The organism is Sphingomonas flavalba, assembly GCF_004796535.1.
Lineage (GTDB): Bacteria > Pseudomonadota > Alphaproteobacteria > Sphingomonadales > Sphingomonadaceae > Sphingomonas_L > Sphingomonas_L flavalba.
Genome location: NZ_SPHY01000002.1, coordinates 232,244 through 257,025 on the forward strand (window position 1 = coordinate 232,244; position 24,782 = coordinate 257,025).

At 67.1% G+C, this 24,782-nt stretch carries 29 protein-coding genes and 1 tRNA gene; 19 read left to right on the plus strand and 11 right to left on the minus strand.

Annotated elements, in window-relative coordinates; genetic code table 11:
* Window positions 1-59: 59 nt before the first annotated feature.
* A complete protein-coding gene (hisI, locus tag E4A53_RS02995; RefSeq protein ID WP_136161634.1) occupies window positions 60-419 on the minus strand; it encodes a phosphoribosyl-AMP cyclohydrolase in 360 nt (119 codons plus the stop codon).
* Window positions 420-552: 133 nt separating this feature from the next.
* Between hisI and purF the strand changes: the two genes are divergently transcribed.
* Window positions 553-2,013, plus strand: coding sequence for an amidophosphoribosyltransferase (gene purF / locus E4A53_RS03000; protein WP_136161765.1), 1,461 nt, complete (start codon window positions 553-555; stop codon window positions 2,011-2,013).
* A 37-nt stretch (window positions 2,014-2,050) separates the two neighbouring features.
* Window positions 2,051-2,770: an SDR family NAD(P)-dependent oxidoreductase gene (locus E4A53_RS03005; protein ID WP_136161635.1), complete on the plus strand. Its 720-nt coding sequence runs from the start codon at window positions 2,051-2,053 to the stop codon at window positions 2,768-2,770.
* Between the two features lie 16 nt (window positions 2,771-2,786).
* Here the strand turns inward: E4A53_RS03005 and E4A53_RS03010 are convergent, their stop codons facing one another.
* Complete coding sequence (locus E4A53_RS03010) at window positions 2,787-3,455, minus strand: fumarylacetoacetate hydrolase family protein (protein ID WP_136161636.1); 669 nt, start codon at window positions 3,453-3,455, stop codon at window positions 2,787-2,789.
* 68 nt (window positions 3,456-3,523) lie between these two features.
* Between E4A53_RS03010 and pgl the strand changes: the two genes are divergently transcribed.
* On the plus strand, window positions 3,524-4,201 hold the full coding sequence (gene pgl / locus E4A53_RS03015; RefSeq protein WP_136161637.1) for a 6-phosphogluconolactonase: 678 nt from the start codon (window positions 3,524-3,526) through the stop codon (window positions 4,199-4,201).
* A 16-nt stretch (window positions 4,202-4,217) separates the two neighbouring features.
* Here the strand turns inward: pgl and E4A53_RS03020 are convergent, their stop codons facing one another.
* Entirely contained in the window at window positions 4,218-5,816 is a 1,599-nt protein-coding gene (locus E4A53_RS03020; RefSeq protein ID WP_239018101.1) for a phosphoenolpyruvate carboxykinase, read from the minus strand.
* Window positions 5,817-6,007: 191 nt separating this feature from the next.
* On the opposite strand from E4A53_RS03020, the gene E4A53_RS03025 reads away from it, so the two are divergent.
* The 9 genes from E4A53_RS03025 to E4A53_RS03065 all read left to right on the plus strand — a co-directional run bounded on the left by E4A53_RS03025 (window position 6,008) and on the right by E4A53_RS03065 (window position 12,397).
* Entirely contained in the window at window positions 6,008-6,721 is a 714-nt protein-coding gene (locus E4A53_RS03025; protein ID WP_136161639.1) for a response regulator transcription factor, read from the plus strand.
* A complete protein-coding gene (locus E4A53_RS03030; protein ID WP_136161640.1) occupies window positions 6,690-8,270 on the plus strand; it encodes a sensor histidine kinase in 1,581 nt (526 codons plus the stop codon). The genes E4A53_RS03025 and E4A53_RS03030 overlap by 32 nt, the downstream gene beginning before the upstream one ends.
* Window positions 8,267-8,701, plus strand: a complete 435-nt coding sequence (locus E4A53_RS03035) for an HPr kinase/phosphorylase (protein ID WP_136161641.1) — start codon at window positions 8,267-8,269, stop codon at window positions 8,699-8,701. The genes E4A53_RS03030 and E4A53_RS03035 overlap by 4 nt, the downstream gene beginning before the upstream one ends.
* Window positions 8,698-9,612 (plus strand): RNase adapter RapZ, encoded by a 915-nt coding sequence (rapZ, locus tag E4A53_RS03040; RefSeq protein ID WP_136161642.1) that lies wholly within the window; start codon window positions 8,698-8,700, stop codon window positions 9,610-9,612. The genes E4A53_RS03035 and rapZ overlap by 4 nt, the downstream gene beginning before the upstream one ends.
* A 31-nt stretch (window positions 9,613-9,643) precedes the next feature.
* Complete coding sequence (locus E4A53_RS03045) at window positions 9,644-10,048, plus strand: PTS sugar transporter subunit IIA (protein ID WP_136161643.1); 405 nt, start codon at window positions 9,644-9,646, stop codon at window positions 10,046-10,048.
* Window positions 10,045-10,317 carry an HPr family phosphocarrier protein gene (locus tag E4A53_RS03050; protein ID WP_136161644.1) on the plus strand — a complete coding sequence of 91 codons (273 nt, stop codon included), beginning with the start codon at window positions 10,045-10,047 and terminating at the stop codon, window positions 10,315-10,317. The genes E4A53_RS03045 and E4A53_RS03050 overlap by 4 nt, the downstream gene beginning before the upstream one ends.
* A gap of 1 nt (window position 10,318) precedes the next feature.
* Window positions 10,319-11,134, plus strand: coding sequence for a TrmH family RNA methyltransferase (locus tag E4A53_RS03055; RefSeq protein WP_136161645.1), 816 nt, complete (start codon window positions 10,319-10,321; stop codon window positions 11,132-11,134).
* 70 nt (window positions 11,135-11,204) lie between these two features.
* Window positions 11,205-11,552, plus strand: coding sequence for a GntR family transcriptional regulator (locus E4A53_RS03060; RefSeq protein ID WP_136161646.1), 348 nt, complete (start codon window positions 11,205-11,207; stop codon window positions 11,550-11,552).
* 86 nt (window positions 11,553-11,638) lie between these two features.
* On the plus strand, window positions 11,639-12,397 hold the full coding sequence (locus tag E4A53_RS03065) for a metallophosphoesterase family protein (RefSeq protein ID WP_206366206.1): 759 nt from the start codon (window positions 11,639-11,641) through the stop codon (window positions 12,395-12,397).
* Between the two features lie 12 nt (window positions 12,398-12,409).
* Here E4A53_RS03065 and E4A53_RS03070 read toward each other — a convergent pair whose 3' ends face one another.
* From E4A53_RS03070 to dapB, 5 genes are all read right to left on the minus strand, one after another.
* Window positions 12,410-13,186 carry an META domain-containing protein gene (locus E4A53_RS03070; RefSeq protein WP_136161648.1) on the minus strand — a complete coding sequence of 259 codons (777 nt, stop codon included), beginning with the start codon at window positions 13,184-13,186 and terminating at the stop codon, window positions 12,410-12,412.
* 164 nt (window positions 13,187-13,350) lie between these two features.
* Window positions 13,351-13,427 (minus strand) — tRNA-Arg (locus tag E4A53_RS03075).
* A 41-nt stretch (window positions 13,428-13,468) separates the two neighbouring features.
* Window positions 13,469-13,900: a hypothetical protein gene (locus E4A53_RS14830; RefSeq protein WP_239018102.1), complete on the minus strand. Its 432-nt coding sequence runs from the start codon at window positions 13,898-13,900 to the stop codon at window positions 13,469-13,471.
* Window positions 13,901-13,911: 11 nt separating this feature from the next.
* Entirely contained in the window at window positions 13,912-14,556 is a 645-nt protein-coding gene (gene nth / locus E4A53_RS03085; protein WP_136161649.1) for an endonuclease III, read from the minus strand.
* A complete protein-coding gene (dapB, locus tag E4A53_RS03090; RefSeq protein ID WP_136161650.1) occupies window positions 14,557-15,297 on the minus strand; it encodes a 4-hydroxy-tetrahydrodipicolinate reductase in 741 nt (246 codons plus the stop codon). It lies immediately after the preceding gene.
* 127 nt (window positions 15,298-15,424) lie between these two features.
* On the opposite strand from dapB, the gene E4A53_RS03095 reads away from it, so the two are divergent.
* The gene (locus tag E4A53_RS03095) at window positions 15,425-16,138 is read left to right on the plus strand and encodes an NAD-dependent deacylase (RefSeq protein ID WP_136161651.1); all 714 of its coding nucleotides are present in this window, start codon (window positions 15,425-15,427) and stop codon (window positions 16,136-16,138) included.
* Between the two features lie 8 nt (window positions 16,139-16,146).
* Here E4A53_RS03095 and E4A53_RS03100 read toward each other — a convergent pair whose 3' ends face one another.
* Genes E4A53_RS03100 through E4A53_RS03110 form a run of 3 tightly spaced genes read right to left on the minus strand, consistent with a single transcriptional unit; the run spans window position 16,147 to window position 18,774 of the window.
* A complete protein-coding gene (locus tag E4A53_RS03100) occupies window positions 16,147-17,061 on the minus strand; it encodes a glycosyltransferase family 2 protein (protein ID WP_206366208.1) in 915 nt (304 codons plus the stop codon).
* 11 nt (window positions 17,062-17,072) lie between these two features.
* Window positions 17,073-18,476, minus strand: coding sequence for an ATP-binding protein (locus E4A53_RS03105; RefSeq protein WP_239018103.1), 1,404 nt, complete (start codon window positions 18,474-18,476; stop codon window positions 17,073-17,075).
* Between the two features lie 52 nt (window positions 18,477-18,528).
* Window positions 18,529-18,774, minus strand: coding sequence for an XrtV sorting system accessory protein (locus tag E4A53_RS03110; protein WP_136161768.1), 246 nt, complete (start codon window positions 18,772-18,774; stop codon window positions 18,529-18,531).
* 296 nt (window positions 18,775-19,070) lie between these two features.
* On the opposite strand from E4A53_RS03110, the gene E4A53_RS03115 reads away from it, so the two are divergent.
* From E4A53_RS03115 to epsI, 6 genes are read left to right on the plus strand one after another with little or no spacing between them, the layout of a single operon-like run.
* Complete coding sequence (locus E4A53_RS03115; protein ID WP_168694300.1) at window positions 19,071-20,276, plus strand: outer membrane beta-barrel protein; 1,206 nt, start codon at window positions 19,071-19,073, stop codon at window positions 20,274-20,276.
* 19 nt (window positions 20,277-20,295) lie between these two features.
* The gene (locus E4A53_RS03120; RefSeq protein ID WP_239018104.1) at window positions 20,296-21,117 is read left to right on the plus strand and encodes an SLBB domain-containing protein; all 822 of its coding nucleotides are present in this window, start codon (window positions 20,296-20,298) and stop codon (window positions 21,115-21,117) included.
* 24 nt (window positions 21,118-21,141) lie between these two features.
* Window positions 21,142-22,470: a GumC family protein gene (locus tag E4A53_RS03125; protein WP_136161654.1), complete on the plus strand. Its 1,329-nt coding sequence runs from the start codon at window positions 21,142-21,144 to the stop codon at window positions 22,468-22,470.
* Window positions 22,471-22,472: 2 nt separating this feature from the next.
* On the plus strand, window positions 22,473-23,201 hold the full coding sequence (locus E4A53_RS03130; RefSeq protein WP_136161655.1) for a CpsD/CapB family tyrosine-protein kinase: 729 nt from the start codon (window positions 22,473-22,475) through the stop codon (window positions 23,199-23,201).
* The gene (xrtV, locus tag E4A53_RS03135; RefSeq protein WP_168694301.1) at window positions 23,201-24,079 is read left to right on the plus strand and encodes an exosortase V; all 879 of its coding nucleotides are present in this window, start codon (window positions 23,201-23,203) and stop codon (window positions 24,077-24,079) included. Before E4A53_RS03130 ends, xrtV begins: the two co-directional genes overlap by 1 nt.
* Window positions 24,076-24,780: an exosortase-associated protein EpsI, V-type gene (gene epsI / locus E4A53_RS03140; protein ID WP_136161656.1), complete on the plus strand. Its 705-nt coding sequence runs from the start codon at window positions 24,076-24,078 to the stop codon at window positions 24,778-24,780. Before xrtV ends, epsI begins: the two co-directional genes overlap by 4 nt.
* Window positions 24,781-24,782: the final 2 nt, after the last annotated feature.

Here is a 24,782-nt window from a genome sequence, read left to right on the forward strand (position 1 = left end):
TCATCATAGATTGACGTTTACGGAATGATCAATTGACAATATTGACAGCAGCGCAGCCCTCAGTCGCGGACCAGCCCGTCCCCGTCGATCCGCCGGTAGAAGCAGCTTCGCTCACCGGTATGGCAGGCCGGACCGGCCGCGTTCACCCTCAGCCATATCGCGTCCTGATCGCAGTCAATCCGCATGTCGACGACGCGCAGCACGTTACCGGACGTTTCGCCCTTTTTCCACAAGCGCCCACGGCTGCGCGACCAGAAGTGCGCCTCGCCGGTCGACCGCGTCAGCGCCAGCGCCGCCGCGTTCATGTGCGCGACCATCAGCACCGTTCCGTCCGCCGCGTCGGTCGCCACCGCGGTGATCAGCCCGGCCGCATCGAATTTCGGCGCCAGCACGACGCCCTGCTCATGATCGTCGTTCATGTCCTTTTGGCTAGCCGTGGTTGCGAATCCCGTCCAGCCGTTCGTGGCCTCGAAGCATTATGTGACAAGAGGGCGACAAACCGGCCCGGCATTCCTATATGGCAGGCAACGTGCTTCCGTGGGCCGCGATTCCATGCTGACTACCAATCCGTTCGACGACGATAAACTACATGAGGAGTGCGGTATTTTCGGCATCTGGAATGCCGAAACCGCGTCGGCGATGACCGCCTTGGGCCTCCATGCGCTCCAGCATCGCGGCCAGGAAGCGGCCGGCATCACGAGTTGGGACGGCGAACATTTCCACACCCACCGCGCGATGGGCCATGTCGCCGGCAATTTCGACCGCGACGAAGTGATCCGCGGCCTGCCGGGCCGGGTCGCCTGCGGCCATGTCCGCTATTCGACGACCGGCGAGACAGCACTGCGCAATGTCCAGCCGCTCTATGCCGACCTCGCCAGCGGCGGTTTCGCCGTCGCCCATAACGGCAACATCTCCAACGCGCTGAAATTGCGGCGGGAACTTGTCCAGCGTGGCAGCATCTTCCAATCGACTTCGGACACCGAAACGATCATCCACCTCGTTGCGACCAGCGCCTACCGTACGCTGCTCGACAAATTCATCGACGCGCTTCGTCAGGTCGAGGGCGCCTATTCATTGATCTGTCTGACGCCGGAAGGGCTGATTGCCTGCCGCGACCCGCTCGGCATCCGGCCGCTGGTCATGGGCAAGCTTGGCGACGCCATCATCTTCGCGTCGGAAACCGTCGCGCTCGATGTCGTCGGCGCCGAATATGTTCGCGCCGTCGACCCCGGCGAGATCGTCATCGTCACCGAGGGCGAGGTCCGTTCGATCCGCCCGTTCGCGCCGATGAACCCTCGCCCGTGCATCTTCGAGCATGTCTATTTCTCGCGGCCCGACTCGATCGTCGACGGCGCGTCGGTCTACACCGTGCGCAAGGCGATCGGCGCGCAGTTAGCGACGGAAGCGCCGGTTGACGCCGACCTGGTCATTCCCGTCCCCGATTCCGGCGTGCCCGCCGCGATCGGCTATGCGCAGCAATCGGGCATTCCGTTCGAACTCGGTATCATCCGCTCCCACTATGTCGGCCGTACCTTCATCCAGCCCGGCGACAAGGTCCGTCACCTCGGCGTCAAGCTGAAGCACAATGCCAACCGTGCGCTGATTGCCGGCCAGCGCATCGTGCTGATCGACGATTCGATCGTGCGTGGCACCACCTCGCTCAAGATCGTCCAGATGATGCGCGATGCCGGGGCGAAGGAGGTGCATATGCGCATCGCCAGCCCGCCGACGCGGCACAGCTGCTTCTACGGCGTAGACACGCCAGAACGCGCCAAACTGCTTGCCGCCAAGCTCGATGTGCCGGGGATGAACGACTATATCCACGCCGACAGCCTTGCCTTCGTATCGATCGACGGGCTCTACAAAGCGCTCGGGCAGGAACGCCGTGCCACCGTTCGCCCGCAGTTCTGCGATGCGTGCTTCACCGGCGACTATCCTACGACTTTGACCGATCAGGACGATCTCGGCGCGTCGACCGACCAGCTTTCACTGCTCGCCGAACGGGTGATCTGACCGTCCCGGCCTTCTCCCGTTCCCAAGCGAGACTTTCATGACCGACACCAAACCCCTTGCCGACCGCCTTGTCCTAGTCACCGGCGCAAGCCGCGGCATCGGCGCCGCGACCGCCGAGGCGCTTGCCCGCGCAGGCGCGCATGTTCTGCTCACCGCCCGCACCAGCGGCGGGCTGGAGGAAGTGGAGGAGCGGGTCCACGCAGCGGGCGGCAGCGCGACGATCGCGCCTATGGACCTGACTGACAGCGACGGCGTCGCCCGCCTCGCAGCCGCGATCGCCGAACGCTGGACGGCGCTAGACGCGCTTGTCCTCAATGCCGCGATGCTCGGCAGCCTGGGGCCGGTCCAGACGATCGACCCGAAGGAGTTCGCACGTCTGCTGACGCTCAACATCGCTGCCCAGCAGGCGCTGATCGCGGCGTTTGACCCGATGTTGCGGGTGGCGCCGGGCGGCGGCAACCTGATCGCCGTCACCTCCAGCGTCGGCCGGGCGCCGCGCGCTTTCTGGGGCGCCTATGGCGCATCGAAGGCGGCACTCGAAACGCTGGTCGGCGCCTATGCGGAGGAACAGCGCAACCTTGGCAAGGTCCGCGTCGCGATCGTCGACCCCGGCGCAACCCGGACGCGTATGCGCGCAAAGGCGTTCCCCGGAGAGGATGAAACGACCGTCAAGCCGCCGGAAGTCGTCGGCGGCCGCATCGCGGCGCTGCTCGCCAGCGGATTCGACACCGGCCATTTCGAGCGGGTCACCGGCTGACCCTCCAACCGCGCCGTTAAGTGGCGAACGTCACCTCGACCGCCGGCACGCCCGCGATCTCGCCACGTACCGTTTCTCCCCGCCGGATCGGACCGACGCCAGACGGGGTGCCGGTGAAGATCAGGTCTCCGGGTGCAAGCGCGACCCAGGTTGACAGCCCGGCGATGATTTCCTCGACGCTCCAGATCAACCGATCGAGGTCCGCATCCTGGCGGGTATCGCCATCGACGCTCAGGCTGATCCGGCCCGATCGGGGCGGCGGTCCCTGCACGATCGCGCCGACCGGGGCCGAATTGTCGAACCCCTTGGCCATGTCCCACGGCTCGCCGGCAGCTTTGGCCGCCGCCTGCAGGTCGCGCCGGGTCAGGTCCAGTCCGGCGGCGTGGCCGAAGATCAACGCCCCTGCTTCGGCGGCCGGGACATTCTCGCCGGTCGCGCCGATCGCGACGACCAGTTCGATCTCATGGTGCAGATTGTCGGTGCGGCTGGGAAACGGCAATATCGCCCCGCTCGCCACCACCGCACTGGCCGGCTTGGAGAAGAAGAACGGGAATTCGCGATCCGGGTCCGCCCCCATCTCGCGGGCATGGTCGGCGTAATTTCGTCCGACGCAGTAGATACGCCGGACCGGAAAGCGCGCTGTCGCGCCGTCGATTGCAATCGTCACCGGTTCCAATGTGAACATCGCCAATGCCCCTCCCTTACCCTGCGGCAGCCGTGGCGCCGGGGCGCCGACGCGGGCATATACACGCGATGACGACAGAACACAGCCATGCAACGCCGCCACTGATCGCCGATATGATCGAACAGACTCTCGCCGCCGCCATCACCGAACGCGGCGCGGCGTTGATCGCCGTTTCGGGCGGCCGCTCACCGATCCCGATATTCCACGCGTTGCGCGGCCGGCGGCTGCCTTGGGATCGCGTCACCGTCGCGTTGGTCGACGAGCGCTGGGTCGCGCCCGATCATCCCGACAGCAACGAACGGCTGGTGCGCGACGAATTGCTCGCGGACTGCGCCGCGGCGGCCCGGTTCGTGCCGATGAAGAACGCGGCGGTGGATGCGACGAGCGGTCAGCCCGCTTGCGAAGCGGCCTATCGTGCCCTGCCCCGCCCGTTCGACATCATGCTGCTCGGCATGGGCGAGGACGGGCACACCGCATCGCTATTCCCAGGCGCGCCGCAGCTTTGCGAGGGGCTGGAGACCGATGCGCTGACCATCGCCGTCACCCCGCCGGCGGCGGCGCATCAGCGCCTGTCGCTTACCCTCTCCGCCATCCTCGCCAGCCGGCGCATCGTCCTGCCGATCAGCGGCGCGGCGAAACGGGCCACCTATCAGACGGCCCGCAACCCGGGTCCGGTGAAAGCGATGCCGATCCGTGCCGTCCTGCGCCAGAGCGGCACGCCGGTCGAGGTGTGGATCGGCGAGTGACGCCGGGCGTCAGGCGTCAGGCGACACGCGGCGCCGACTGGCGGACACCGTCATCGACATGCGCCTCGAACTGGGCGAAGTTGGCGATGAACTGGCTGACCAGCTTCTGCGCGGTGGCATCATAGGCCGCCTTGTCTGCCCAGGTTTCCCGCGGGTCGAGGATCTTCGGGTCGACGCCCGGGGCGCTGACGGGAACCTGGAAACCGAAATGCGGGTCGGTGCGGAAGGCGACGGTGTTCAGGCTGCCGTCGAGCGCGGCGTTGAGCAGCGCGCGGGTTGCCTTGATCGGCATCCGGCTGCCGGTGCCGTAGCTGCCGCCGGTCCAGCCGGTGTTGACCAGCCAGCAATTGACGCCGCCCTTGGCGATCCGTTCTTTCAGCAGATTGCCGTAGGCCGAGGGATGGCGCGGCATGAACGGCGCGCCGAAGCAGGTGGAGAAGGTGGCGGTCGGTTCGGTCACGCCGATCTCGGTGCCGGCGACGCGGGCAGTGTAGCCGGACAGGAAATGATACATCGCCTGCTCGGGTGTCAACTGGGCTATCGGGGGTAACACACCATATGCATCGGCGGTGAGCATGATAACGTTGCGGGGTACCGGCCCCATATTGTTTGCCGACGCATTCGGAATGAAATCAATGGGATAGGAGCCGCGACTGTTTTCCGCGAGCGTCGCATCGTCCAGGTCGATCTCTCGCGTGTCGCGGTCGATGACGACGTTCTCGAGGATCGTGCCGAACCGCCGGGTCGTCGCGTAGATCTCCGGCTCCGCCTCGGCCGACAGGCGGATCATCTTGGCATAGCAGCCGCCTTCGAAGTTGAACACGGCGGTGTCCGACCAGCCATGCTCGTCATCGCCGATCAGCGTGCGGCTGGCGTCGGCGGACAGCGTCGTCTTGCCGGTGCCGGACAGGCCGAAGAACACCGCCGTATCGCCGTCCGGTCCGATATTCGCCGAACAGTGCATCGGCATCACCCCCTGCACCGGCAGGCGGTAGTTGAGCAGGCCGAACACCGACTTCTTCATCTCGCCGGCATATTTGGTGCCGCCGATCAGGATCAGCTTTTCCGACAGGCTGACGCCGATGATCGTTTCCCCGCGCGAGCCGTGCCGGACAGGGTCGGCGCGGAAGCTGGGCAGGTCGATGATCGTGTATTCGGGGATGAAGGCGGCCAGTTCAGCGCGCTCCGGCCGCACCAGCATCGTGCGGATGAACTGGCTGTGCCAGGCCAGTTCGGTGATGACGCGTACGTTCAGTCGGTATTCCGGCTGTGATCCGCCATAGAGGTCCTGCACGAACAGCGTGTCGCTGGCACCGAGCGCGGCGAGGAAATCGGCCTTCAGCGCGGTGAATTGTTCCGGCGTCATGCTCTTGTTGGTGTCGCCCCACCAGATCGTGTCCTCGGTTTCAGCGTCGCGGACGAAGAATTTGTCCTTGGCCGCCCGGCCGGTATGGGCACCGGTCTCGACGACCAGCGGCCCGTCCTTGGCGAGGATACCCTCGCCCCGCGCCAGCGCCAGCTCGACCAACTGCGCGGGCAGCAGGTTCCAGTGGACGGTGGCGCTGGTGGTAATGCCCTGTTCGGCAAGCGTGAACGACGGTTTGGTGATGGACACGATGAAAACACTCCCGGTCGACGAGCGTCTGCCCGCACCGGAGCACGCCCGCTGAATTGCCATGCAGGGGGATTTCACTAGTCGAAACGCGCCAGACCGGTCAAACGACGAACGTCATTAACTCCGCGCGATTGCCGCGCGCTGCCCGTTGGTCTAGCACGCGACGGAGGCCGTTTTGCAGGAGGATCGGGATGTCCGCGGTGATCGCCCTGGTCGACGACGATCGCAACATCCTTACGTCCGTATCGATCGCGCTGCAGGCCGAGGGCTTCGTCACACGGCTGTATTCGGATGGAGAAGCCGCGCTGAAGGCGCTGCTCGACAACCCGCCGGACCTGGCGGTGTGCGACATCAAGATGCCGCGCATGGACGGGCTGGAGCTTCTGCGCCGGCTGCGCGAGAAATCGTCGCTGCCGGTGATTTTCCTGACCTCGCGCGACGACGAACTGGACGAGGCGCTGGGTCTGGCGATGGGCGCCGACGATTATATCGCCAAGCCGTTTTCGCAACGCCTGCTGATCGCCCGCATCCGTGCGATCCTGCGCCGGGCCGACCTGACCCGGCTCGGCCCGGCCGGTGACGGAGATGGCGAGCCGACCGCCGAGCCGATCGTGCGCGGCCGGCTGTCGATGGACCCGGCGCGGCACCGGGTGACCTGGGCGGACAAGGAGGTGACGCTGACCGTCACCGAGTTCCTGATCCTGGAATCGCTGGCCCAGCGCCCCGGCGTCGTCAAATCGCGCAACCAGTTGATGGATGCCGCCTATCAGGACGACGTTTATGTCGACGACCGCACGATAGACAGCCACATCAAGCGCTTGCGCCGCAAGTTCCGCCAGGCCGACCCACAATTCGAGGCGATCGAGACGCTTTATGGCGCCGGCTACCGATTTTCCGAAGACTGAGGACGACGCCCTCAAGCTGCGCTGGTCGGCGCGCGTCTCGCTGACGTCGCGGATCCTTGCGGTCAACATCTTCGCGCTGGCCATGCTCGCCGGCGGCTTCTTCTACCTCGACAGCTATCGGTCGCGGCTGATCGATTCGCGCCTGCACGCGGCAGTACGCGAAGCAGCGTTCATGGCGGAGGCGCTGTCCGCCGCCAGTCCGGCGGCACGTCCCGCATTGATCCTGCGCCTTGCCGATCGCAGTGGCGCCCGGCTGCGCACCTACGGCGCCGACGGCGCGTTGCAACTGGATAGCTGGCGGCTGGGGCCGCCCAACTACATATTGCGCGACCCGGACGAGGAGGCATGGCAGCGCCATGTCGCCCGCTTCATGGACCGGACAATCGATTTCGTCGTCGGTGCCGACCAGCCGCCATCGTTTCACGAGCCAGCGCGCGATACCGCCGATGCATGGCCGCTGCTGCGCGAGGCGCGGCAGCAACAGCGCATCGCCGCCGGCCTGGCGCGCGCGCCGGACAGCACGCCGATGGTCACCGCCGCATCCCCGCTGGCCGGCGGCGGCGGACTGGTCGTCACCGCCAACGAGCGCGCTATCACCCGCACCGTCCGCGCCGAACGGTTCCGCCTGGGCGTGGTGCTGGCGCTGATCATCCTGGTGTCGGTGCTGCTGTCGCTGTTCCTGGCGCGCACCATCGTTCGTCCGCTGCGCCGGCTGGCGCGCGCCGCCGTCCGCGTGCGGTTGGGCCGGGCGCGCGAGGTGGTGGTGCCGCGCCTGCCGTCGCGCCGCGACGAGATCGGCCTGCTTGCCCGGGCGGTGTCCGACATGAGCCAGGCGTTGCGCCAGCGGATCGACGCAACCGAGGCGTTTGCCGCGGACGTGACCCATGAATTGAAAAACCCCCTCGCCTCGCTGCGTTCCGCCGCCGACACATTGGCCAGCGTCAGGGACCCGGCCGCGCAGGCGCAGATGCTGTCGATCGTGCAGGACGACATCCGCCGGCTCGACCGGCTGATCACCGACATCGCCGAGGCGGCACGCGCCGACGCCCAACTGTCCCGCGCAAAGTTCGAGCCGATCGACCTTGGCCAGCATCTGGAGAAGCTGATCCGCAACTGGGAAGCGCGCCAGCCGGACAGCGGCGTCCGCGTTGCCTTCGCCCGACCGCGCATCGGCGTGGCGGTGGTGATGGGCGAGCCGTCCCGGCTGGTTAGGGTGTTTGAGAATTTGCTCGACAACGCCGTTTCCTTCTCACCGCCGGGCGGCGTCGTTCGCGTGCTCGCTACCCAGGTCGACGGCGATGTCGTCGTCCGGGTCGAGGACGAGGGGCCGGGCGTGCCCGTCGCCCAGCGCGACGAGATATTCCGCCGTTTCCACAGCCTGCGGCCCGAAGGCGAGAGCTTCGGTCGCCATTCCGGCCTTGGTCTCGCCATTGCCCGGACGATCGTCGAAGCCCATGATGGCACGATTTCCGCCGAGGACCGTGCCGACGGCATGGCGGGCGCCAGCTTCGTCATCCGCCTGCCGGCCGTGGGAGCGCCGCAACCATGACCACCCTGTCGACCGAGATGGCGCACGCAACCGCCGTATCGATCCACGGCCGCGGCGTGCTGATCGAGGGACTGTCGGGCAGCGGCAAGTCCGATCTGGCGCTGCGGCTGATCGACCGGGGCGCGCTGCTGGTGTCCGACGATCAGGTGCTGCTGACCCGCGAGGGCGCCCGGCTGATCGCGGCCCCGCCCGCCACGATCGCCGGCAAGATCGAGGTGCGTGGCCTTGGCATCGTCGACCATTACCACCGCGACCGGGTGGCGATTGCCCTGATCGTCCGGCTGGACGATGCGGTCGAGCGGATGCCGGACGCGCCGGAGACCCGCAGCATCGCCGGCGTCGCGGTGCCGGTGGTGACGGTATTGCCGTTCGAGGCGTCCGCGCCGATCAAGGTCGAACTGGCGCTGCGCGCCTACGGTCTGCCGGCATGACCACGCCCAAGCGCATCCTGCTGATCACCGGCATGTCCGGCGCCGGCAAGTCGACCGCGCTCGACACGCTGGAGGACATGGGCTGGGAGGTCGTCGACAACCTGCCGCTGACCCTGCTCGACCGCCTGTTGCGCACGCCGCCGGCCGAGGGTTCCGACGAAGGGCGCCCGCTCGCCGTGGGCCTGGACAGCCGGACGCGGGGGTTTGCCGCCGATGGCATCATCCGCCGTATCCAGGTGCTGCGCGATGACCCGCTCTACGAGATCACGACGCTGTTCCTCGACTGCTCCGGCGCGGAACTGGAGCGCCGCTATTCCGAGACGCGCCGCCGCCACCCGATGGCGCTCGACCGGCCGGCCGCCGACGGCATCGCCCGTGAGCGCGAGCTGCTCGCGCCGTTGCGGCGTGATTTCGGCGTCATCCTCGACACCACCGGCTTCAGCCGCAACGACCTGCAGCACGACATCCGCGCCCGCTTCTCAGGCGAGAAGGGCGCGACCACGACGCTCTTGATCCAGTCCTTCGGCTTCGCGCGCGGGCTGCCGCGCAACGCCGACCTGGTGTTCGACATGCGGTTTCTGCGCAATCCGCACTGGGACCGGGAGCTGCGGCCGCTGACCGGCCTCGACGGCGACGTCGCCACCTATGTGGCGGAGGACCCCGCCTATGCCCAGGCGGTGGCTCAGATCGAATCGCTGCTGCTGCTGCTGCTTCCGCGCTATGCCCTTGAAGGCAAATCCTATGTCAGCGTCGCCTTCGGCTGTACCGGGGGGAGACACCGTTCCGTCCATGTCGCCGAGCGGGTTGCCGCCACCTTGCGCGCCGCCGGTTTTTCCCCCACGGTTCAGCATCGCGACTTGGCCACACCGCCCAAGGACACGATCGAGGATCGCCGCAACGGCAGGCCATGAACGGTATGAACCGCAGTTTCCAGAGGATTAGATGATCGGTTTAGTGCTGGTTACGCACGGCAGGCTTGCCGCCGAGTTCGTGGTGGCGATGGAGCATGTCGTCGGCCCGCAATCCGCGATCGAGACGATCTGCATCGGCCCCGAAGACGACATGGAACTGCGCCGCGCCGAAATCGCCAAGGCGATCGAGGCGGTCGACACCGGCCAGGGCGTCATCGTGCTGACCGACCTGTTCGGCGGCACACCGTCCAACCTCGCGATATCGCTGATGGTACCGGGCAAGGTCGAGGTGATCGCCGGCGTCAACCTGCCGATGCTGATCAGGCTGGAGGGCGCGCGCCGGACGATGGAGGTCAAGGACGCGATCGCCGCCGCGCGCGAGGCGGGGCGCAAGTATATCTCCGTCGCGTCGGAAGTGCTCGGGGAGACGGCGTGAGCCGGATCGTCCGTACCGTTCGCATCACCAACAAGCGCGGCCTGCACGCCCGGGCCAGCGCCCGCTTCGTGACGATGGCCAGCGGACTCGAGGCGACCGTCCGGGTCGAGAAGGACGGCGCCAGCGTTACCGGCACCTCAATCATGGGCCTGATGATGCTGGGCGCAGCGATGGGCGACGAGGTGACGATCAGCGCCGAAGGCGACGGCGCCGAACTGGCGGTCGCCCAGCTGGCGCAGCTGGTCGAGGACCGTTTCGGCGAGGACTGAGATGCCGCGCGAGATTACCGCCTATTCCAACCCGCTGATCAAACGCGTCCGCAGCCTGCGCGACAAGAAGCACCGCCGGGCGGAGGGACTGTTCCTGGCCGAGGGGCTGCGCATACTGGCCGAAGCGGAGGAAGCGGGCACCCTGCCCCTGATGCTGTTCCACGCCCGCGACAGCGCCGACCACCCGATCGTCCGCCGCCTGTCCGCCGCGACCGAGGCGGCCGGGGGTGACGTGATCCGGACCGTGCCGGATATCCTCCATAAGCTCTCCGGCAAGGACAATCCGCAGACGGTGATCGGCGTCTATGCCGAGCGGCTGACCCCGCTCGATGCCATCGACCGGACGGCGGCGCCGATCTGGATCGTCGCGCAAAGCCTGCGCGACCCCGGCAACCTCGGCACCATCCTGCGCACCGGTGATGCGGTTGGCGCCGGCGGCCTGATCCTGCTCGACGAAAGTGCGGACCCGTTCTCGGTCGAGGCGGTGCGCGCCAGCATGGGAGCGCTGTTCACCCAGGCGATAGCCCATGCCGCATGGCCGGACTTCATCGCGTGGCTGCGCGCCGGGCCGGGGCAGCTGGTCGGCACCAGCCTCAACACCGAAACCGACTATCAGGCGCCCGCCTACCAAGCGCCGGTGTTCATCCTGGTCGGCAACGAATCCCATGGCCTGCCCCCCGCTTACGAGGCGGCGTGTGATCTGCTGGTCAAGATGCCGATGCGCGGCAAGGCCGACAGCCTGAACGCGGCGGTGGCGACGGCGGTGATGGCCTACGAGGTGCTGAACCAGCAGCGGCGGGCAGGAGGCTTGCGGTAAAGCCCGTCTTTTCGGGCTGAAAGCTTCGCTGCCCTTGACCCGCAATGCCGTGTTAAGGCACTAAGTCAGTATGGCCGAGACCGATCGCCCCGTCTATCTGCAGTTGCGCGACCGTATCGCCGAATCGATCCTCGACGGCCGCTACCGGGATGGCGACATGCTGCCTTCCGTGCGCGCCTTCGCCGCCGAACAGGGTGCCAACCCGCTGACCGTGGCCAAGGCGTACCAGTTGTTCCAGGACGAGGCGCTGGTCGTCGTTCGCCGCGGCGTCGGCATGTTCGTCGCCGACGGCGCCACCGCGCGGCTCCGCGCCAGCGAGCGGCAGGCGTTCCTGACCGAGGAGTGGCCGCGCATCCGCCGCACCATCGACCGGCTGGGGCTGGACGCCGCCAACCTGCTCGACCGGGCGGACGCCTGAAACGAATCACCTGAATTGCGGGTTATGCGGGTGTATTCGTAACCATCGACGCCTATAGCACCCCTCATTCATCTTTCTGGACGAACATGGTGTTGAAACGCCTTTTGAAGCGCATGGCCGACCCGCAACCCGAATATGCGGTGCCGCCGGGCGAAAGGGTCTATGCGATCGGCGATATCCACGGCCGCCGCGACCTGCTCGATCAGCTTCTCGACCGCATCGCCGATGACGACCGCGCACGCGGCCCGGCCGCGACCACGCTGATCTTCCTCGGCGACCTGATCGACCGCGGCCCGGATTCGGCCGGGGTCGTCGCTCGCGTCAAGGAGGTGGCAACTGGGCCGATGCGGGTCAGGATGCTGCTCGGCAACCATGAGGAAGTGTTCCTGAAGGCGCTCGGCGGCGACCGGCAAGCCTTGCGCTTCCTGGTCCGCATCGGTGGGCGCAGCACGATCATCAGCTACGGCATCCCCCCGGCCGAATATGACGGGATGGATTTCGACACGCTCGGCGCCCGCCTCGGCAAGCAGGTGCCGGACGAGGACATCGCCTTCCTGAAGGGGTTCGAGGACCAGATCCGCATCGGCGACTATCTGTTCGTCCACGCCGGTATCCGCCCCCGCGTCGCCCTCGACCAGCAGAGCGGCAGCGACCTGCGCTGGATCAGGGGCGACTTCCTCGACTATCGCGGCGATCATGGCTGCATGATCGTCCACGGCCACACGATCACCGAGGCAGTCGACGAACAGCCGAACCGCATCGGCATCGATACCGGCGCCTTTGCCAGCGACCGGCTGACTGCGCTGGGATTGGAAGGCCGCCAGCGCTGGTATCTGTCGACCTGACCGGCAGCGCGGTCAGCGCAGGTAGACCGCTTCGAAGCGCGCCAGCGGCGCCATCCGCGCCCGGTTGAGCGTCAGGCGGTCGCCGTTCAGCGAATAGTTGTCGACAGTGCGTAGCACCTGATGGAAGGCACCCTCGACATCCATTCCGGACGTGCAGGCCATCATCGTCGATGCAACCTGACCGAAGCGGATCCGCGATGCCGCCTCGTCCAATTCATACGAGCCGCTAAAGCTGTTGCAGCCGCCGAAACCGTTCACCCGCGTCCCTTCGGCCTTCAGGATCATGTAGGGTTCGCGCTGTAACGCCGGCACCGGCTTGCCGTTCAGTTCGACCAGCTTCCAATAGCGTTCGGTCAACCCTTCACCGATCCTGGTCAACACGTAATTCTCCGCAAGGGCGCCGGTGACCCGCGATCCGTCCTGCGCCAGACGGGTCAGCCGGTTCTCGCCGACGAAATAGCGCGACGGTTCCGCACCGGCGAGCGTCACCGTGTCGCCGGCATCGTTCCAGGCGAAGCGGCCTTCCTCCGAGAACAGTTGATCGCCCTTGCCGAGATATTTGGCCTGCGACCGGAACGTGCCGTCACCCGCCAGAACCACGACGGTCTCGATCCCCTGGCAATCGGCACATGGCAGCACCCCGCGATAGGCCCCGGCCCAGTCGAGCGCGTTGCGGGCGTTGTGCGTCGGATCCGGGTTGCCGGCCGTCGCGACATCCGTCGCTGGCGCGCAAGCACCGACAGCCAGCGCCGCGACCACGGCAAACATCAGTCCAGGATTGGCCTTCATGTGTCGCTCCTCCGCAATCGCCTGTAAACACTATGTTCCGAACGGGCCGCACGCCGCAATCGCCCAGCATTCGCGCAAACGCACAGATGCCCGATGCGTTGCCACGCCCACGCTGCCGGAGTGGTTGATTAACGCGGCCATGCTGGCAGTCACGATGTCGGGAATGGCGCACCCGACAGGATTCGAACCTGTGACCTCTGCCTTCGGAGGGCAGCGCTCTATCCAGCTGAGCTACGGGTGCGTTGGCGGGCGCTTAGCAAAGCGGGATCAGCTCCGCCAGCGTTAGTTGGCCGGGCGGTCGATTGGCTGGAACGGGCCGAGACCGCAGCTTGCTCCCCGACCAACGCCGGAGGAATGGAGCACGGTGATGATGTCGACCGAGCAGAGTTGCGACGTCGATGTCTTGTAGGCGAAACGCTGTTCGAAACCCAGCGACGGGCAGGCGCTGGGCAGGACGTTGCGCAGTACCTTGCCGCCCGCCATCTCGAAATCGATAACCCGGTCGCCGCGCACTCTGGTCGAGCGGATGTTGATCGTCGGCACGCAATCCCGCGCGGCGCCGGCCTTGGTTGCGCCGTCGCCATAGCGGGTGCCGCCTGCATCGAGGTCCGCCGCGCGGGCGTCTGCCGAGCGTTGCTCTGCACGCTGAGTGGCGGTGCCGGCGCAGGCGGTGAGCAGGGCCAGCGGCACGGCGGCGATCAGCAATAGGCGCATCGTCATTCTCCTCAGGCGGCCGGTGCCGGCGTTTTCGGCCGGTAGCGGCACAGATCGGCAACCACGCAACGCCAGCATTCCGGGCGCCGCGCCTTGCAGACATAGCGCCCATGCAGGATAAGCCAGTGATGGGCGCCCAGCCGGAACGGCTGTGGAACGCGCCGTTCAAGCTTTTGCTCCACCGCCAGCGGCGTTTTTCCCGGAGCGAGACTGGTGCGGTTGCCGACCCGGAAGATATGGGTGTCGACAGCGAAGGTCTCCTGCGCGAAGGCGACGTTCAGCACGACGTTCGCGGTCTTGCGGCCGACACCGGGCAGCCGCTCCAGCGCGGCGCGGTCGGCCGGCACGGCGCCACCATGTTCGGCGAGCAGCGCCTGGCTGAGCGCGATCACGTTCTTCGCCTTGGTGTTGAACAGGCCGATCGTGCGGATGTGCTGCTTCAGCCCCTCCTCGCCGAGCGCGACCATCTTGTCGGGCGTATCGACCGTCTCGAACAGCGCCTGCGTCGCCTTGTTGACGCCGACGTCGGTCGCCTGCGCCGACAGCACGACGGCGACGAGCAGGGTGTAGGGGTTGGTCCAGCGCAACTCGGTCTCGGGCGAGGGATTCGCCTCGGCCAGCCGCCGGAAGAATTCGAACGTCTCGGCCCCGGTCATTTAAAGGCCGAGTACGTCGTTCATCGTGTAGCGTCCCGCCGGGCGGCCGATCAGCCATTCCGCCGCCGCGACCGCGCCGCGCGCGAAGATGGCGCGACTCTCGGCGCGGTGGCCAAGCTCGATCCGCTCGCCCTCCCCGGCCAGCACGACCAGATGGTCGCCGGCGACCGAGCCGCCGCGCAACGACGCGAAACCGATCGCCCCTTCCGCGCGCCGGCCGTTGCGGTCTGTGCTGGCGACGGCATCAAGCGCTACGCCGCGCCCCCTCGCAGCCGCGGCGCCAAGCAGCAGGGCGGTGCCCGACGGCGCGTCGACCTTGTGGCGGTGGTGCATCTCGACCACCTCTATGTCCCAGTCGGGGCCAAGCCGGGCCGCCGCCTGCTCGACCAGGCTGGCGAGCAGGTTGACGCCGAGCGAGGTGTTGGCGGATTGCAGCACCGCGACAGATGCGGCGGCGCGGTCGATGCGGGCATGATCGTCGGCGCGGAGGCCAGTGGTACCGATAAGGATCGGCGTTCCGGCGGCGGCCGCTGCGTCGAGATGGCCGGGTAGCGCGGCGGGGACCGAGAAATCGATCAGCACCGCACTGGCGCGGGCGAGTGCGGCGGCGTCGGCATGCGGGCCGACGATCGCTTCGCCCCGGTCGACCCCGCCAGCGACGCTGACGCCCTTTTCCGCCGCGACCGCCGTGATCGCCCTGCCCATTCGGCCCGCCGCCCCCAAGATCCCGATGCCCGTCACCCGTCACTCCCGTTCGATCATTCAAACCCGCGCCGCGCCGTTCTGGCAGAGGATCGCAGGGCGGAACAGGCGATAATGCGCGGCGCCCGCCTTGCGTTATGCCGCGATCGCTGGCCTATGCGGGCAAATGACCGATCGCCGCAACATCGTCGTGCTGACTGGCGCCGGCATTTCCGCCGAAAGCGGCCTTGCGACCTTTCGCGGGCCGGACGGGTTGTGGGAAGGCCACCGGGTCGAGGATGTCTGCACGCCGGAGGCGCTGGCGCGGGATCCGGTGCTGGTTCACCGCTTCTACGACGCGCGGCGGGCGGCGCTGACGCGGGTGGCGCCGAACCCGGCGCATATCGCGCTGGCCCGGCTCGACGCAGCGTGGCCGGGCGAACTGCTGATCGTCACCCAGAATGTCGACGACCTGCACGAGCGCGCCGGGGCGCGGCGGATGCTCCACATGCACGGCGAACTGCGGTCGGCGCTGTGCGCTGCTTGCGGGCGGCGGTATCGCTGGGACGGGCCGATGGGGGCACGGCCGCCCTGCCCCGCCTGCGGTGTGGCAGCGCTGCGCCCGGACATCGTGTTCTTCGGCGAGATGCCCTACGGCATGACGCGGATCGAGCAGGCGCTGGCGACGGCCGACCTGTTCGTCTCGATCGGCACGTCGGGCGCGGTCTACCCTGCCGCCGGCTTCGTGCGGACCGCGCGGATGCACGGCGCCGCGACGCTGGAGATCAACCTGGAACCGTCACAGGGCAGCGCGCTGTTCGACGAGATCCGGGTCGGCCCGGCGGGCGTGCTGGTGCCTGAATGGGTCGAAGCGGTGCTGGGCGAGGCGTCGTTGCCGTAGCGGGACGGTCAGCGGCTCCAGTCGCCGCTGGTATCGGCGCCGCCGGCAACGCGGAGCATCTCCAGCGCGCGGAAGGCGCGGATGCGAAACAGCACCGCCAGCCCGCCCATCCGCCCCCGCCAGCCCGGCAGGCGGGAAGAGACGAGCAGCCGCACGCCATGCGGGATCGCGGACAGCAAGGTAGCGGCGGTCAGCCCCAGCCAACGCAGGCGCGAGCGGCCACGCGGCCCGGCCCGATCATGGGCGATATGGCGGCGCCATTTCGATTCGAGGTCGGCGAAGGCGGCGCGCGCGGGGTGATAAACGACCATCCCCGGCACATAACGCGCCGGATGGCCGGCGGCGGCGGCGCGCTGGCCCCAGTCGCGGTCCTCGGCGATGCCGATGCCGCCGAACGGGCCGACCTGCGCCCAGACATCCGCCACGACCGCGAGGTTGCCGGTGCCGGAAAAACGCATTTTGTCGATATATTCGCGCTGGCGGAAGGCGAAGACCGCCTCGTAACCCTCCAGCGCGGTTGGACGTGCCGGGTCGACGAAATCGATGCGGACGTCACCGCCGACGACGCCAGTCGAATCAGGAGCGGCGAGCGCGGCGACCGCCTGCCGCAGCCAGTCCGGATCGGCGCGGCAATCGGCGTCGATAAAGGCAAGCAGGCTGCCGCGCGCGGTACGCGCGCCGAGATTGCGCGCCGGGCCGGGGCCGGCCTGCGTCTCGACCAGGAAGGTGACCTCGGGAAAGGCGGAGCGCAACGGCGCCAAGTCCTGTATCGACCCGTTGTCGACCAGGATGACCTCGGTCTGCTCCACCGGCCAACTCTGCTCGCGCAGCGACTGCAGGCAGCGCGCCGCCGCGGTCACCTGATTGAAATGCGGGATGACGACGCTGACCAGCGCCGGCATGCCATCGATCGCGCCGGTCACCGCCGCCCCGGTCAGGCGGCGCCGACCTGCCGCCGCGCCGGCCGCGGCTCGCCGCTGGCGCTGAACTGGTCGCGCGCGACCCGCATCAGCAGATAGGTCGGCAGCGCCTCGTCGCGGAAGCGGTAGCGGCGCGGGTCGACCGAGGCGTCGACGTCGAACAACTCGCCGGTTTCGGCCAGTTCGGCGAGCAGCGAGGCGGCATCGGTCCGCCCGTCGACCAGCGGGCCGACATCCTCGGCGGCGAACCAGCCGTCCGGGGTGCTGGCGGCACGGGCCACGGCGGCGAGCGCGCTGCCGTCCCTGCTCTCCAGCAACTGCTTTGTCGCCGCCTTGCTGAGCGGCGTGATGCGGCTCTGCGCTTCGTCGACGATGCTGTCGAGCGCGCCCCAGACATCGGCGAGCGAGACCGACAGCCGGCCCTCGTCCATCGCGCGGAGGCTGGAATGGTGGCAGATCAGCCGCGCCAGATAGGGCGAGCCGTTGGACAGCAGGCGGACCATCTTGACCGCGGGCTCCTCGAAGGAGACGCCGGCGGCGTTTTCGCCGATGCGGATCAGCGCATCGACTTCCGCGTCGGTCAGCCGCGGCATCGGCAGGCCGACGATGTTGCGGCGGATCGATGGGATATAGCCGATCAGTTCCTGCAGGTTGGAGGCGACGCCGGTCAGGATCAGCTGGACGCGCGCGGCGCGGTCCGACAGATTCTTGATCAGTTCCGCCACCGACTGGCGGAATTCCGGGTCGGTGATCCGGTCATATTCGTCGAGGATGATCAGCACCCGGGTGCCGACGATCTGCGAGCAGAGTTCGCTCAGCTCGCGCGGACCAAACGGCCCCTGGGGCAGCCGGTCGGCCATTACCGCACCGCCCTCCGCCTCCGGCGCGGTCGGTGCGACGTTGCGCAGGTAAAGCTGCGGAATTTCGTTCAGGATTGCGCGGAATATTTCGTCGAAGCGGGAATTGGCGCCGCAGGACGCATAGACGACCTGATAGCGCGAATCGCGCGCGACGTCGGCCAGGATATGGACCAGCGAGGTCTTGCCGATGCCGCGTTCGCCATAGACGACGACGTGGCTGCGCTGCTCCTCCAGATCCTCGATCAGCTTGGCTAGAACGCCAAGCCGCCCGGCAAAGCGAGTGCGCTCGGTTACCGGCTGGGCCGGCGTGAACACGTCGCGCAGCGCAAGGCGAGCGCGCATCAGCTTGTTGTTGTCCGCAAGCGTATTCAACTGGTCTATCGCGGTGGCGCGGAACGATGGGAATTGCGCCTCCGCCGCCGGCTCCGTGTCGTCGGTGCCCCATCCCATGCGGAGATGGCGATGCTCGCCCGCGCGGAAGGACACGCGCTCCGGCCGATCGAAAGTGCGTTTCCGCCGGCGGAACAGGCGAGGAATCCAGTTGAACAACGCTGCCACTCTTTACTCCCCGGCACCGGCCGCCCGAAAGCGGGGCGGCCGCATGCCTGTGCTATTTCCTTCGCCCGAACGGCTTCAGGACGAAGTAGCTGTACGCAAGAACTGCTACGATTACGATAACGGCAAAGGCGTCATAGCCTTCATTACCCAGATAATTGGCCACGGCGCAGCCGACCGACGGCGGCAGGTAGCTCCAGATCGAATCCTGCGGTTCGTCGTCAGGCACCGACCGCTGCAAGAAAATGACGATCAGGCCCGCGAAGATCGCGATCGTGATCCAGTCATACGGTGTCTGCATCGTCATCACCCCCAAATGCCGGTGGTGCGACCGCCTAACATCGAACCCCGGTCAAGACAAAGCCCCCTCGCGTTCACGGGGGAGCGAAAATGCGTTAACAGTGCGATCCGGGTGACATCCGTACCAAAACCGACGCGCTGACCCGGTGTGGCCCGAAAAACCGCTGATCATGGAATCATGGTTTCCAAAAGGCCAACGATATTGTGTCGTCGCCCGCAAAAGGTTAGCTCACCCGCTGGCCGGGCTTCTTCACCCGGCTGCCGGATGGCCTGTGGCGTAACTTTTGGGGTGGCACTGTGAGACTGGCTTCGATCATCGCACTCGGGCTGCTGTCCACCAGCAGCGCCGCTTTCGCGCAACTCAAGGCGCCGGTGGAGCGACAGGTCAACATCCAGGCCGCGACCACGCTTACCTATGATTCCAACGTGTTCAACACGAACCCGGCGACGCAGCATTTGTTCGGCAAGGGTGGCAGCGACATCCGCGCGACACCGTCGCTGGATTTCGACGTGGTGCTGCCGGTCAGCCGTCAGTCGATCTACGCCCATGGGACGGTCGGCTATGATTTCTACAAGCGCAATCACCGGCTGAATCGCGAACGGATAGGGGTCGACGCCGGCGCCAATCTGGATATGGCCGGCTGCGCGCCGAACCTGAACGTCAGCTATAGCCGGGCGCAGAGCAACTTCGCCGATATCTTCACGCCGACGAACAACGGCAATGTCGAGACACGCACGACGATGGGCGGGAGCGCGGTGTGCGGCGGGCCGCTCGGCCTGCAGGCGGGCGCCAGCTACAGCCACACCGAATCGCGCAACAGCGGCGCGTTCTTCGACCGGCAGAGCTACAATTCCGACACGATCGGCGCCAATGTCGGCTATATCCGGCCGACCTTCGGCGTGCTGTCGCTCTACGGCAACTACACGACCACCTCCTATCTGAGCCGCCGGTTCCTGGTGCCGGGCGTAGGCATCATCAACGACGGCATCGAGACCTATGCCGCCGGCGTCGAGTTCCAGCGCAACATCGGGTCGCGAATCAGCGGCTCAGTCTCGCTCGGCTACACCTGGGTTCGGCCCAAGCTGCCGATCTCCCCGCGGTTCAACGGCGCCTCCTACGGCGCCGACATCACGCTGATGCCGACCGAAGGCTTTCAGGTCGGCCTGTCTGCCGGGCGGGACATTTCGGCGTCCAACCTGCTCGACGTCAGCTACACGATAACGGATCTTTATTCGTTGAGCGGTACTTATGCGCTCGGGCAGTCGCTGACCCTGACCTTCGACGCAAGCCACCGCAGCCGCAAGCTGCGCGGGCCGGCGGTGGTCCAGGGCCTCGTGCTGCAGGATGACAAGGTTATCAGCGGGGGGGTCGGGCTACGCTATCGCATGAATGAAAGACTGATGTTCGATACCAATTTCGTTCAGGAGCGGCGCGATTCGGACGCGCTGTTCCAGCGGTATCACGACAGTCGGGTCAGCTTCGGCGTAAGCCTCCGTCTCTAGTAGTATGAGGATGAGTAGAATGAGAACGACCACCGCCTGGCTCCTTGCCGCTGCCAGCCTGTGGGCGACCGGCGCGGTTGCCCAGGTTCCGGCGGCGGCCCCGGCCGAACAGCCCGCGCTCGCCAGTCAGGAAAAGGATGCTCTCAAGGGCTATATCCTTGGCCCGGACGATGTGATCGAGGTCGACGTTCTCGGCCAGCCGGAGTTCAAGACCCGCGCCCGCATCCGCACCGACGGGATGATCGCCCTGCCCTTCCTGGGCGAGGTGAAGGCATCCGGCATGACGCCGATCAGCTTCGGCGACATGATCGGCGAGCGGCTGAAGGCAGGCGGTTTCTATGCCAAGCCGATCATGAACGTCGAAGTGGTCAGCTTCGCCAGCCGTTACGTCATCGTCCTCGGCCAGATCGCCAGCCCCGGCCTGCAGCCGGTCGACCGCTCCTATCGCGTGTCGGAAGTGATCGCGCGCGCCGGCGGGCTGCGCGAAACCGGCGCCGACTACGTCATCGTCCGCCGCGCCAGCGGCGAGGAGCTGAAGCTGCCGTTCGAGAAGCTGGCGGCCGGCGGGCCGGAAGACGACCCGATGATCCAGCCGGGCGACAAGCTGTTCGTCCCGCAGGCGGACCTGTTCTACATCTACGGCCAGATCAACGCGCCGGGCGCCTACCCGCTGAAGCCGGGAATGACGCTGCGCAAGGTCATCGCCCGCGGCGGCGGCCTGACCCAGTCGGGCTCGGAAAAGCGGATCAAGGTCTATCACGACGGCGAAGAGCTGAAAGTCAATCTCGACCATGTCATCGCCGCCGGCGATGTCGTCGTCGTCGGCGAACGGGTCTTCTGATCCGGCAGGCGAGAGGAACCCTCCGTGAATATCATCCAGTTCTTTCGTATCCTGCTGGCACGGCGCGCCATCATCCTGGTGACGCTGCTCGCATCGCTGATCACCGCGATCGTTGTGTCGCAGCTGCTGCCGCCGCGCTACGAGGCGCGCAGCCGCGTGATCCTGAACACGCTGAAGGCGGATCCGGCGACCGGGCAGCTGATTGCCACCAACATGCTGCGCAACTACATCAGCACCCAGGTCCAGCTGATCAAGGACATGCAGATCGCCGGCCCGGTCATCGACAAGCTGGGCTGGGCGAACGACCCGGCGCTGATCCAGAGCTATGCCAACGCGACCGACGGCCGCGGCACCGACATCCGGCGCTGGCTGGCGCAGCAGATCATCGACAGCACGACGGTCAGCAGCGTCGAGGGCAGCAACATCCTCGAGATTGGCTATCAGGGCTCGTCGCCGGAATTTGCCAAGCAGATCGCCGACCTGATCCGCGACACCTTCATCGAGCAGAATCTGCGCAGCCAGCGCGACACTGCGGCGCGCAGCGCCGACTGGTATCGCGACCAGGCCGACCGCACCCTGCGCGCGCTGGCGGTGGCTGAGAACGCCCGCACCGCCTACGCCAAGGAAAACGGCATCGTCCTCGACGCCAACAACGTCGACCTTGAAAGCTCGAAGCTGCAGGCGCTGTCCGCGTCGAGCGCGATGCCGACGGCGGCGCTGGCGGCGCCGATCTCTCCGGCCAAGGTCCAGCTCGACCAGATCGACCAGCAACTCGCACAGGCGGCGAGCACGCTCGGCCCGAACCACCCGACCTTCCAGGCGCTGCAGCGGCAGCGCGCGGTTGTCGCGGCGGAAGTCGCCCGCTCGGGCGGCGGCATCAGCGGCGTCAGCCAGGGGCAGATCCAGAGCGCTTATGCCGCGCAAAAATCGCGCGTGCTGGGCGAGCGCGACAAGATCGATCAGCTGAACCAGATGCAGCGCGACATCGACATCAGGCGCGAACAGTATCAGAAATTCGCCGAATCGGCGTCGACCCTGCGCGCGCAGGCCGACGTCGGCGAGACCAGCCTAGAGCCGTTGGGCAACGCCACCGCGCCGACCCGGCCGAGCTTCCCCAACGTGCCGCTGATCATCATGGGCTCCGTCGCCCTCGGCGCGATCCTCGGCGTCTGCCTGGCGCTGCTCGTCGAGCTGCTCAATCGGCGGGTACGCAGCGACACCGACCTGGAGCACGCGGCCGACGCGCCGGTATTCGCGATCGTCGGCAACCGCCGCAACCCCAACGGCTGGGTCAGCCGGCTCATCGCCTGGTACAACCGACGCAGGCAAAGCGATCAACTGGTGGAGGCGTGAGCGTGAGCGAGTCCGTTATGACCGACGAAGCCGACCACGACGCGGCTGCCCCGGACATCGACGCCGAGGCCGCGCGCGAAGCCGCCGAGGCCGACCGCGAGTACCATATCGCGTCGGTCATGCTGTCCGACCCGACCGGGCTGGAAGCGGAGGCCATTCGCGGCCTGCGTACGCGCATCGTCGCGCAGCATGTCCGCGAGGGCCGGCGCGCGATCGCCTTCTGCACCCCGTCGACCGAATCGGGCTGCACTTTCGTCGCGTTCAACCTCGCAGTGGCGATGGCGCAGATCGGCATCCCGACGGTGATCGTCGACTGCGACCTGCGTAATCCCGGCGTCGCCGAACTGTGCGGCATCGGCGAGCACGAACCCGGCCTGGCGGAGCTTCTCGGCGACGACGCGACCCACATGGCGCAGATCATCCATGGCGACGTGCTGCCGAACCTGTCGGTGCTGCCGGCCGGCAACCGCCCCGCCAACCCGCAGGAGTTGCTGTCCAGCGATCGTTTCCGCACGCTGGTCGATCAGTTGCTGCGCCAGTTCCAGCTGACCATCCTCGACACCACACCGGCCAATACCTGCACCGACGCGCAACGCGTCGCTACCGTCGCCGGCTACAGCGCGATCGTCGCGCGCAAGCACCAGACGCATTATTCCGACATCCAGACGCTGGCGCGACTGCTCCGCGCCGATCGTTCGGCGGTCGTCGGCACCGTGCTGAACGATTTTTGATGGAAGCGGCCGTTCCCGCCCCGCGCACCCCCTTCCCGCTGCTCGCCGCGCATTGGCCGCTGGCGATCGGGCTGCTGGCGCTGCTGATCCCGACACTGATCTCGCTCGGCGAGCAGACCTGGTCGACCGACGCCGGCGTCCACGGACCGATCATCCTTGCCACCGGCATCTGGCTGTTCGCCCGGCGCTGGCACGAATTGCAGGCGATCCGCACGCCCGGCAATGGCGTGCTGGTCGCCGCCGGCACCGCCTTCGCCCTGCTCGCCTATGTGTTCGGCCGGGCGTTCGATTTCCTGGCGATCGAGGTCGGCGCGCTGATTCTGCAGTTCGTCGTGCTGTTCTATGCGCTGTTCGGCTTCGAGGCGACGAAGCGCATGTGGTTTCCGATTCTCTACCTGTTCTTCGTCGTGCCGATCCCAGGCTGGGTGGTGGATTCGCTGACCGCACCGCTGAAATCCTACGTCTCGCACAGCGCCACCTGGCTGCTGTCGGCGGCCGGCTATCCAATCATCCGCGAAGGCGTCGTCCTCTACATCGCCCAATACCAGTTGCTGGTCGAGGATGCCTGCGCCGGGCTCAATTCGCTTATCAGCCTGACCGCGATCAGCCTGTTCTACATCTACATCCTCCACAATGCGTCGTGGCGTTATTCGCTGTTGCTCATGCTGTGGGTTATCCCGGCGGCGCTGCTCGCCAACCTGGTGCGGGTGATCGCGCTGGTGCTGATCACCTATTACCTGGGCAATGAGGCGGCGCAGGGCTTCCTGCACTCGACCGCCGGGCTGATCATGTTCGTGACGGCGCTGCTCGGCATCTTCGCCGCCGACAGCCTGATGACCCCGCTCCGCAAGGCGCTGACCCGGGAGAGCGCAGCATGAACCGGCGCGACGTCCTGATCGGCGGTGCCTGCCTCGTCGCGGCCGGCAGCGCGCACGCGCTGCGCCCGCGCGACCGCATGTCGCTGGTCCACGGCCGCAAGATCGCCGACGCGATCCCCGAGAGCTTCGCCGGCTGGCGGAAGATGGACAGCAACGCCATCATCGCGCCGGAAAGCGACAACAGCCTAGCCGCCAAGCTGTATTCGGAGCAGGTATCGCGGCTCTACGTGCTCGACGAGCGCAACTACGTGATGCTGCTGATCGCCTATGGCGACACGCAGAGCGACACGCTGCAGTTGCACCGGCCGGAGGTCTGCTACCCGGCCTTCGGATTCCAGGTGTCCGACAGCACGCGGACGGAGGTGGCGCTGGCCCCCGGCCTGTCCGTCCCCGGCCGGCGGCTGACCGCGTCGACCCCCGACCGGGTCGAACATATCAGCTACTGGACCCGGATCGGCGAATATCTGCCGGTCGACGGCAACGAGCAGCGAGTGATGAAGCTGCGCACCGCCTTTCAGGGCAGGATTCCCGACGGCGTGCTGGTCCGCCTGTCCAACGGCCTGACCGACGCGAACGCCGCGACCGAACTGAACGAGCGTTTTGCCGCCGCGATGGTTCGGGCGATGCGCCCCGACATGCGAGCCGCCCTGATCACCACCGAGAAGGCGCAGGAACTGGCACGGCGCCTGGGTCTAGGCTGACC

Excerpts from the sequence above, each read along its gene's own strand:
- E4A53_RS03095 (WP_136161651.1), top strand. The coding sequence starts at position 15,425 with ATGACCGATCGCCGCAACATCGTCGTGCTGACTGGCGCCGGCATTTCC.
- E4A53_RS03035 (WP_136161641.1), top strand. The coding sequence starts at position 8,267 with ATGACCACCCTGTCGACCGAGATGGCGCACGCAACCGCCGTATCGATC.
- E4A53_RS03055 (WP_136161645.1), top strand. The coding sequence starts at position 10,319 with ATGCCGCGCGAGATTACCGCCTATTCCAACCCGCTGATCAAACGCGTC.
- pgl (WP_136161637.1), top strand. The coding sequence starts at position 3,524 with ATGACGACAGAACACAGCCATGCAACGCCGCCACTGATCGCCGATATG.
- E4A53_RS03110 (WP_136161768.1), bottom strand. The coding sequence starts at position 18,774 with ATGCAGACACCGTATGACTGGATCACGATCGCGATCTTCGCGGGCCTG.
- nth (WP_136161649.1), bottom strand. The coding sequence starts at position 14,556 with ATGACCGGGGCCGAGACGTTCGAATTCTTCCGGCGGCTGGCCGAGGCG.
- E4A53_RS14830 (WP_239018102.1), bottom strand. The coding sequence starts at position 13,900 with ATGCGCCTATTGCTGATCGCCGCCGTGCCGCTGGCCCTGCTCACCGCC.
- E4A53_RS03120 (WP_239018104.1), top strand. The coding sequence starts at position 20,296 with ATGAGAACGACCACCGCCTGGCTCCTTGCCGCTGCCAGCCTGTGGGCG.
- E4A53_RS03045 (WP_136161643.1), top strand. The coding sequence starts at position 9,644 with ATGATCGGTTTAGTGCTGGTTACGCACGGCAGGCTTGCCGCCGAGTTC.
- E4A53_RS03005 (WP_136161635.1), top strand. The coding sequence starts at position 2,051 with ATGACCGACACCAAACCCCTTGCCGACCGCCTTGTCCTAGTCACCGGC.
- E4A53_RS03065 (WP_206366206.1), top strand. The coding sequence starts at position 11,639 with ATGGTGTTGAAACGCCTTTTGAAGCGCATGGCCGACCCGCAACCCGAA.
- rapZ (WP_136161642.1), top strand. The coding sequence starts at position 8,698 with ATGACCACGCCCAAGCGCATCCTGCTGATCACCGGCATGTCCGGCGCC.
- xrtV (WP_168694301.1), top strand. The coding sequence starts at position 23,201 with ATGGAAGCGGCCGTTCCCGCCCCGCGCACCCCCTTCCCGCTGCTCGCC.
- E4A53_RS03030 (WP_136161640.1), top strand. The coding sequence starts at position 6,690 with ATGGCGCCGGCTACCGATTTTCCGAAGACTGAGGACGACGCCCTCAAG.
- purF (WP_136161765.1), top strand. The coding sequence starts at position 553 with ATGCTGACTACCAATCCGTTCGACGACGATAAACTACATGAGGAGTGC.
- hisI (WP_136161634.1), bottom strand. The coding sequence starts at position 419 with ATGAACGACGATCATGAGCAGGGCGTCGTGCTGGCGCCGAAATTCGAT.
- E4A53_RS03025 (WP_136161639.1), top strand. The coding sequence starts at position 6,008 with ATGTCCGCGGTGATCGCCCTGGTCGACGACGATCGCAACATCCTTACG.
- E4A53_RS03010 (WP_136161636.1), bottom strand. The coding sequence starts at position 3,455 with ATGTTCACATTGGAACCGGTGACGATTGCAATCGACGGCGCGACAGCG.
- epsI (WP_136161656.1), top strand. The coding sequence starts at position 24,076 with ATGAACCGGCGCGACGTCCTGATCGGCGGTGCCTGCCTCGTCGCGGCC.
- E4A53_RS03070 (WP_136161648.1), bottom strand. The coding sequence starts at position 13,186 with ATGAAGGCCAATCCTGGACTGATGTTTGCCGTGGTCGCGGCGCTGGCT.
- E4A53_RS03060 (WP_136161646.1), top strand. The coding sequence starts at position 11,205 with ATGGCCGAGACCGATCGCCCCGTCTATCTGCAGTTGCGCGACCGTATC.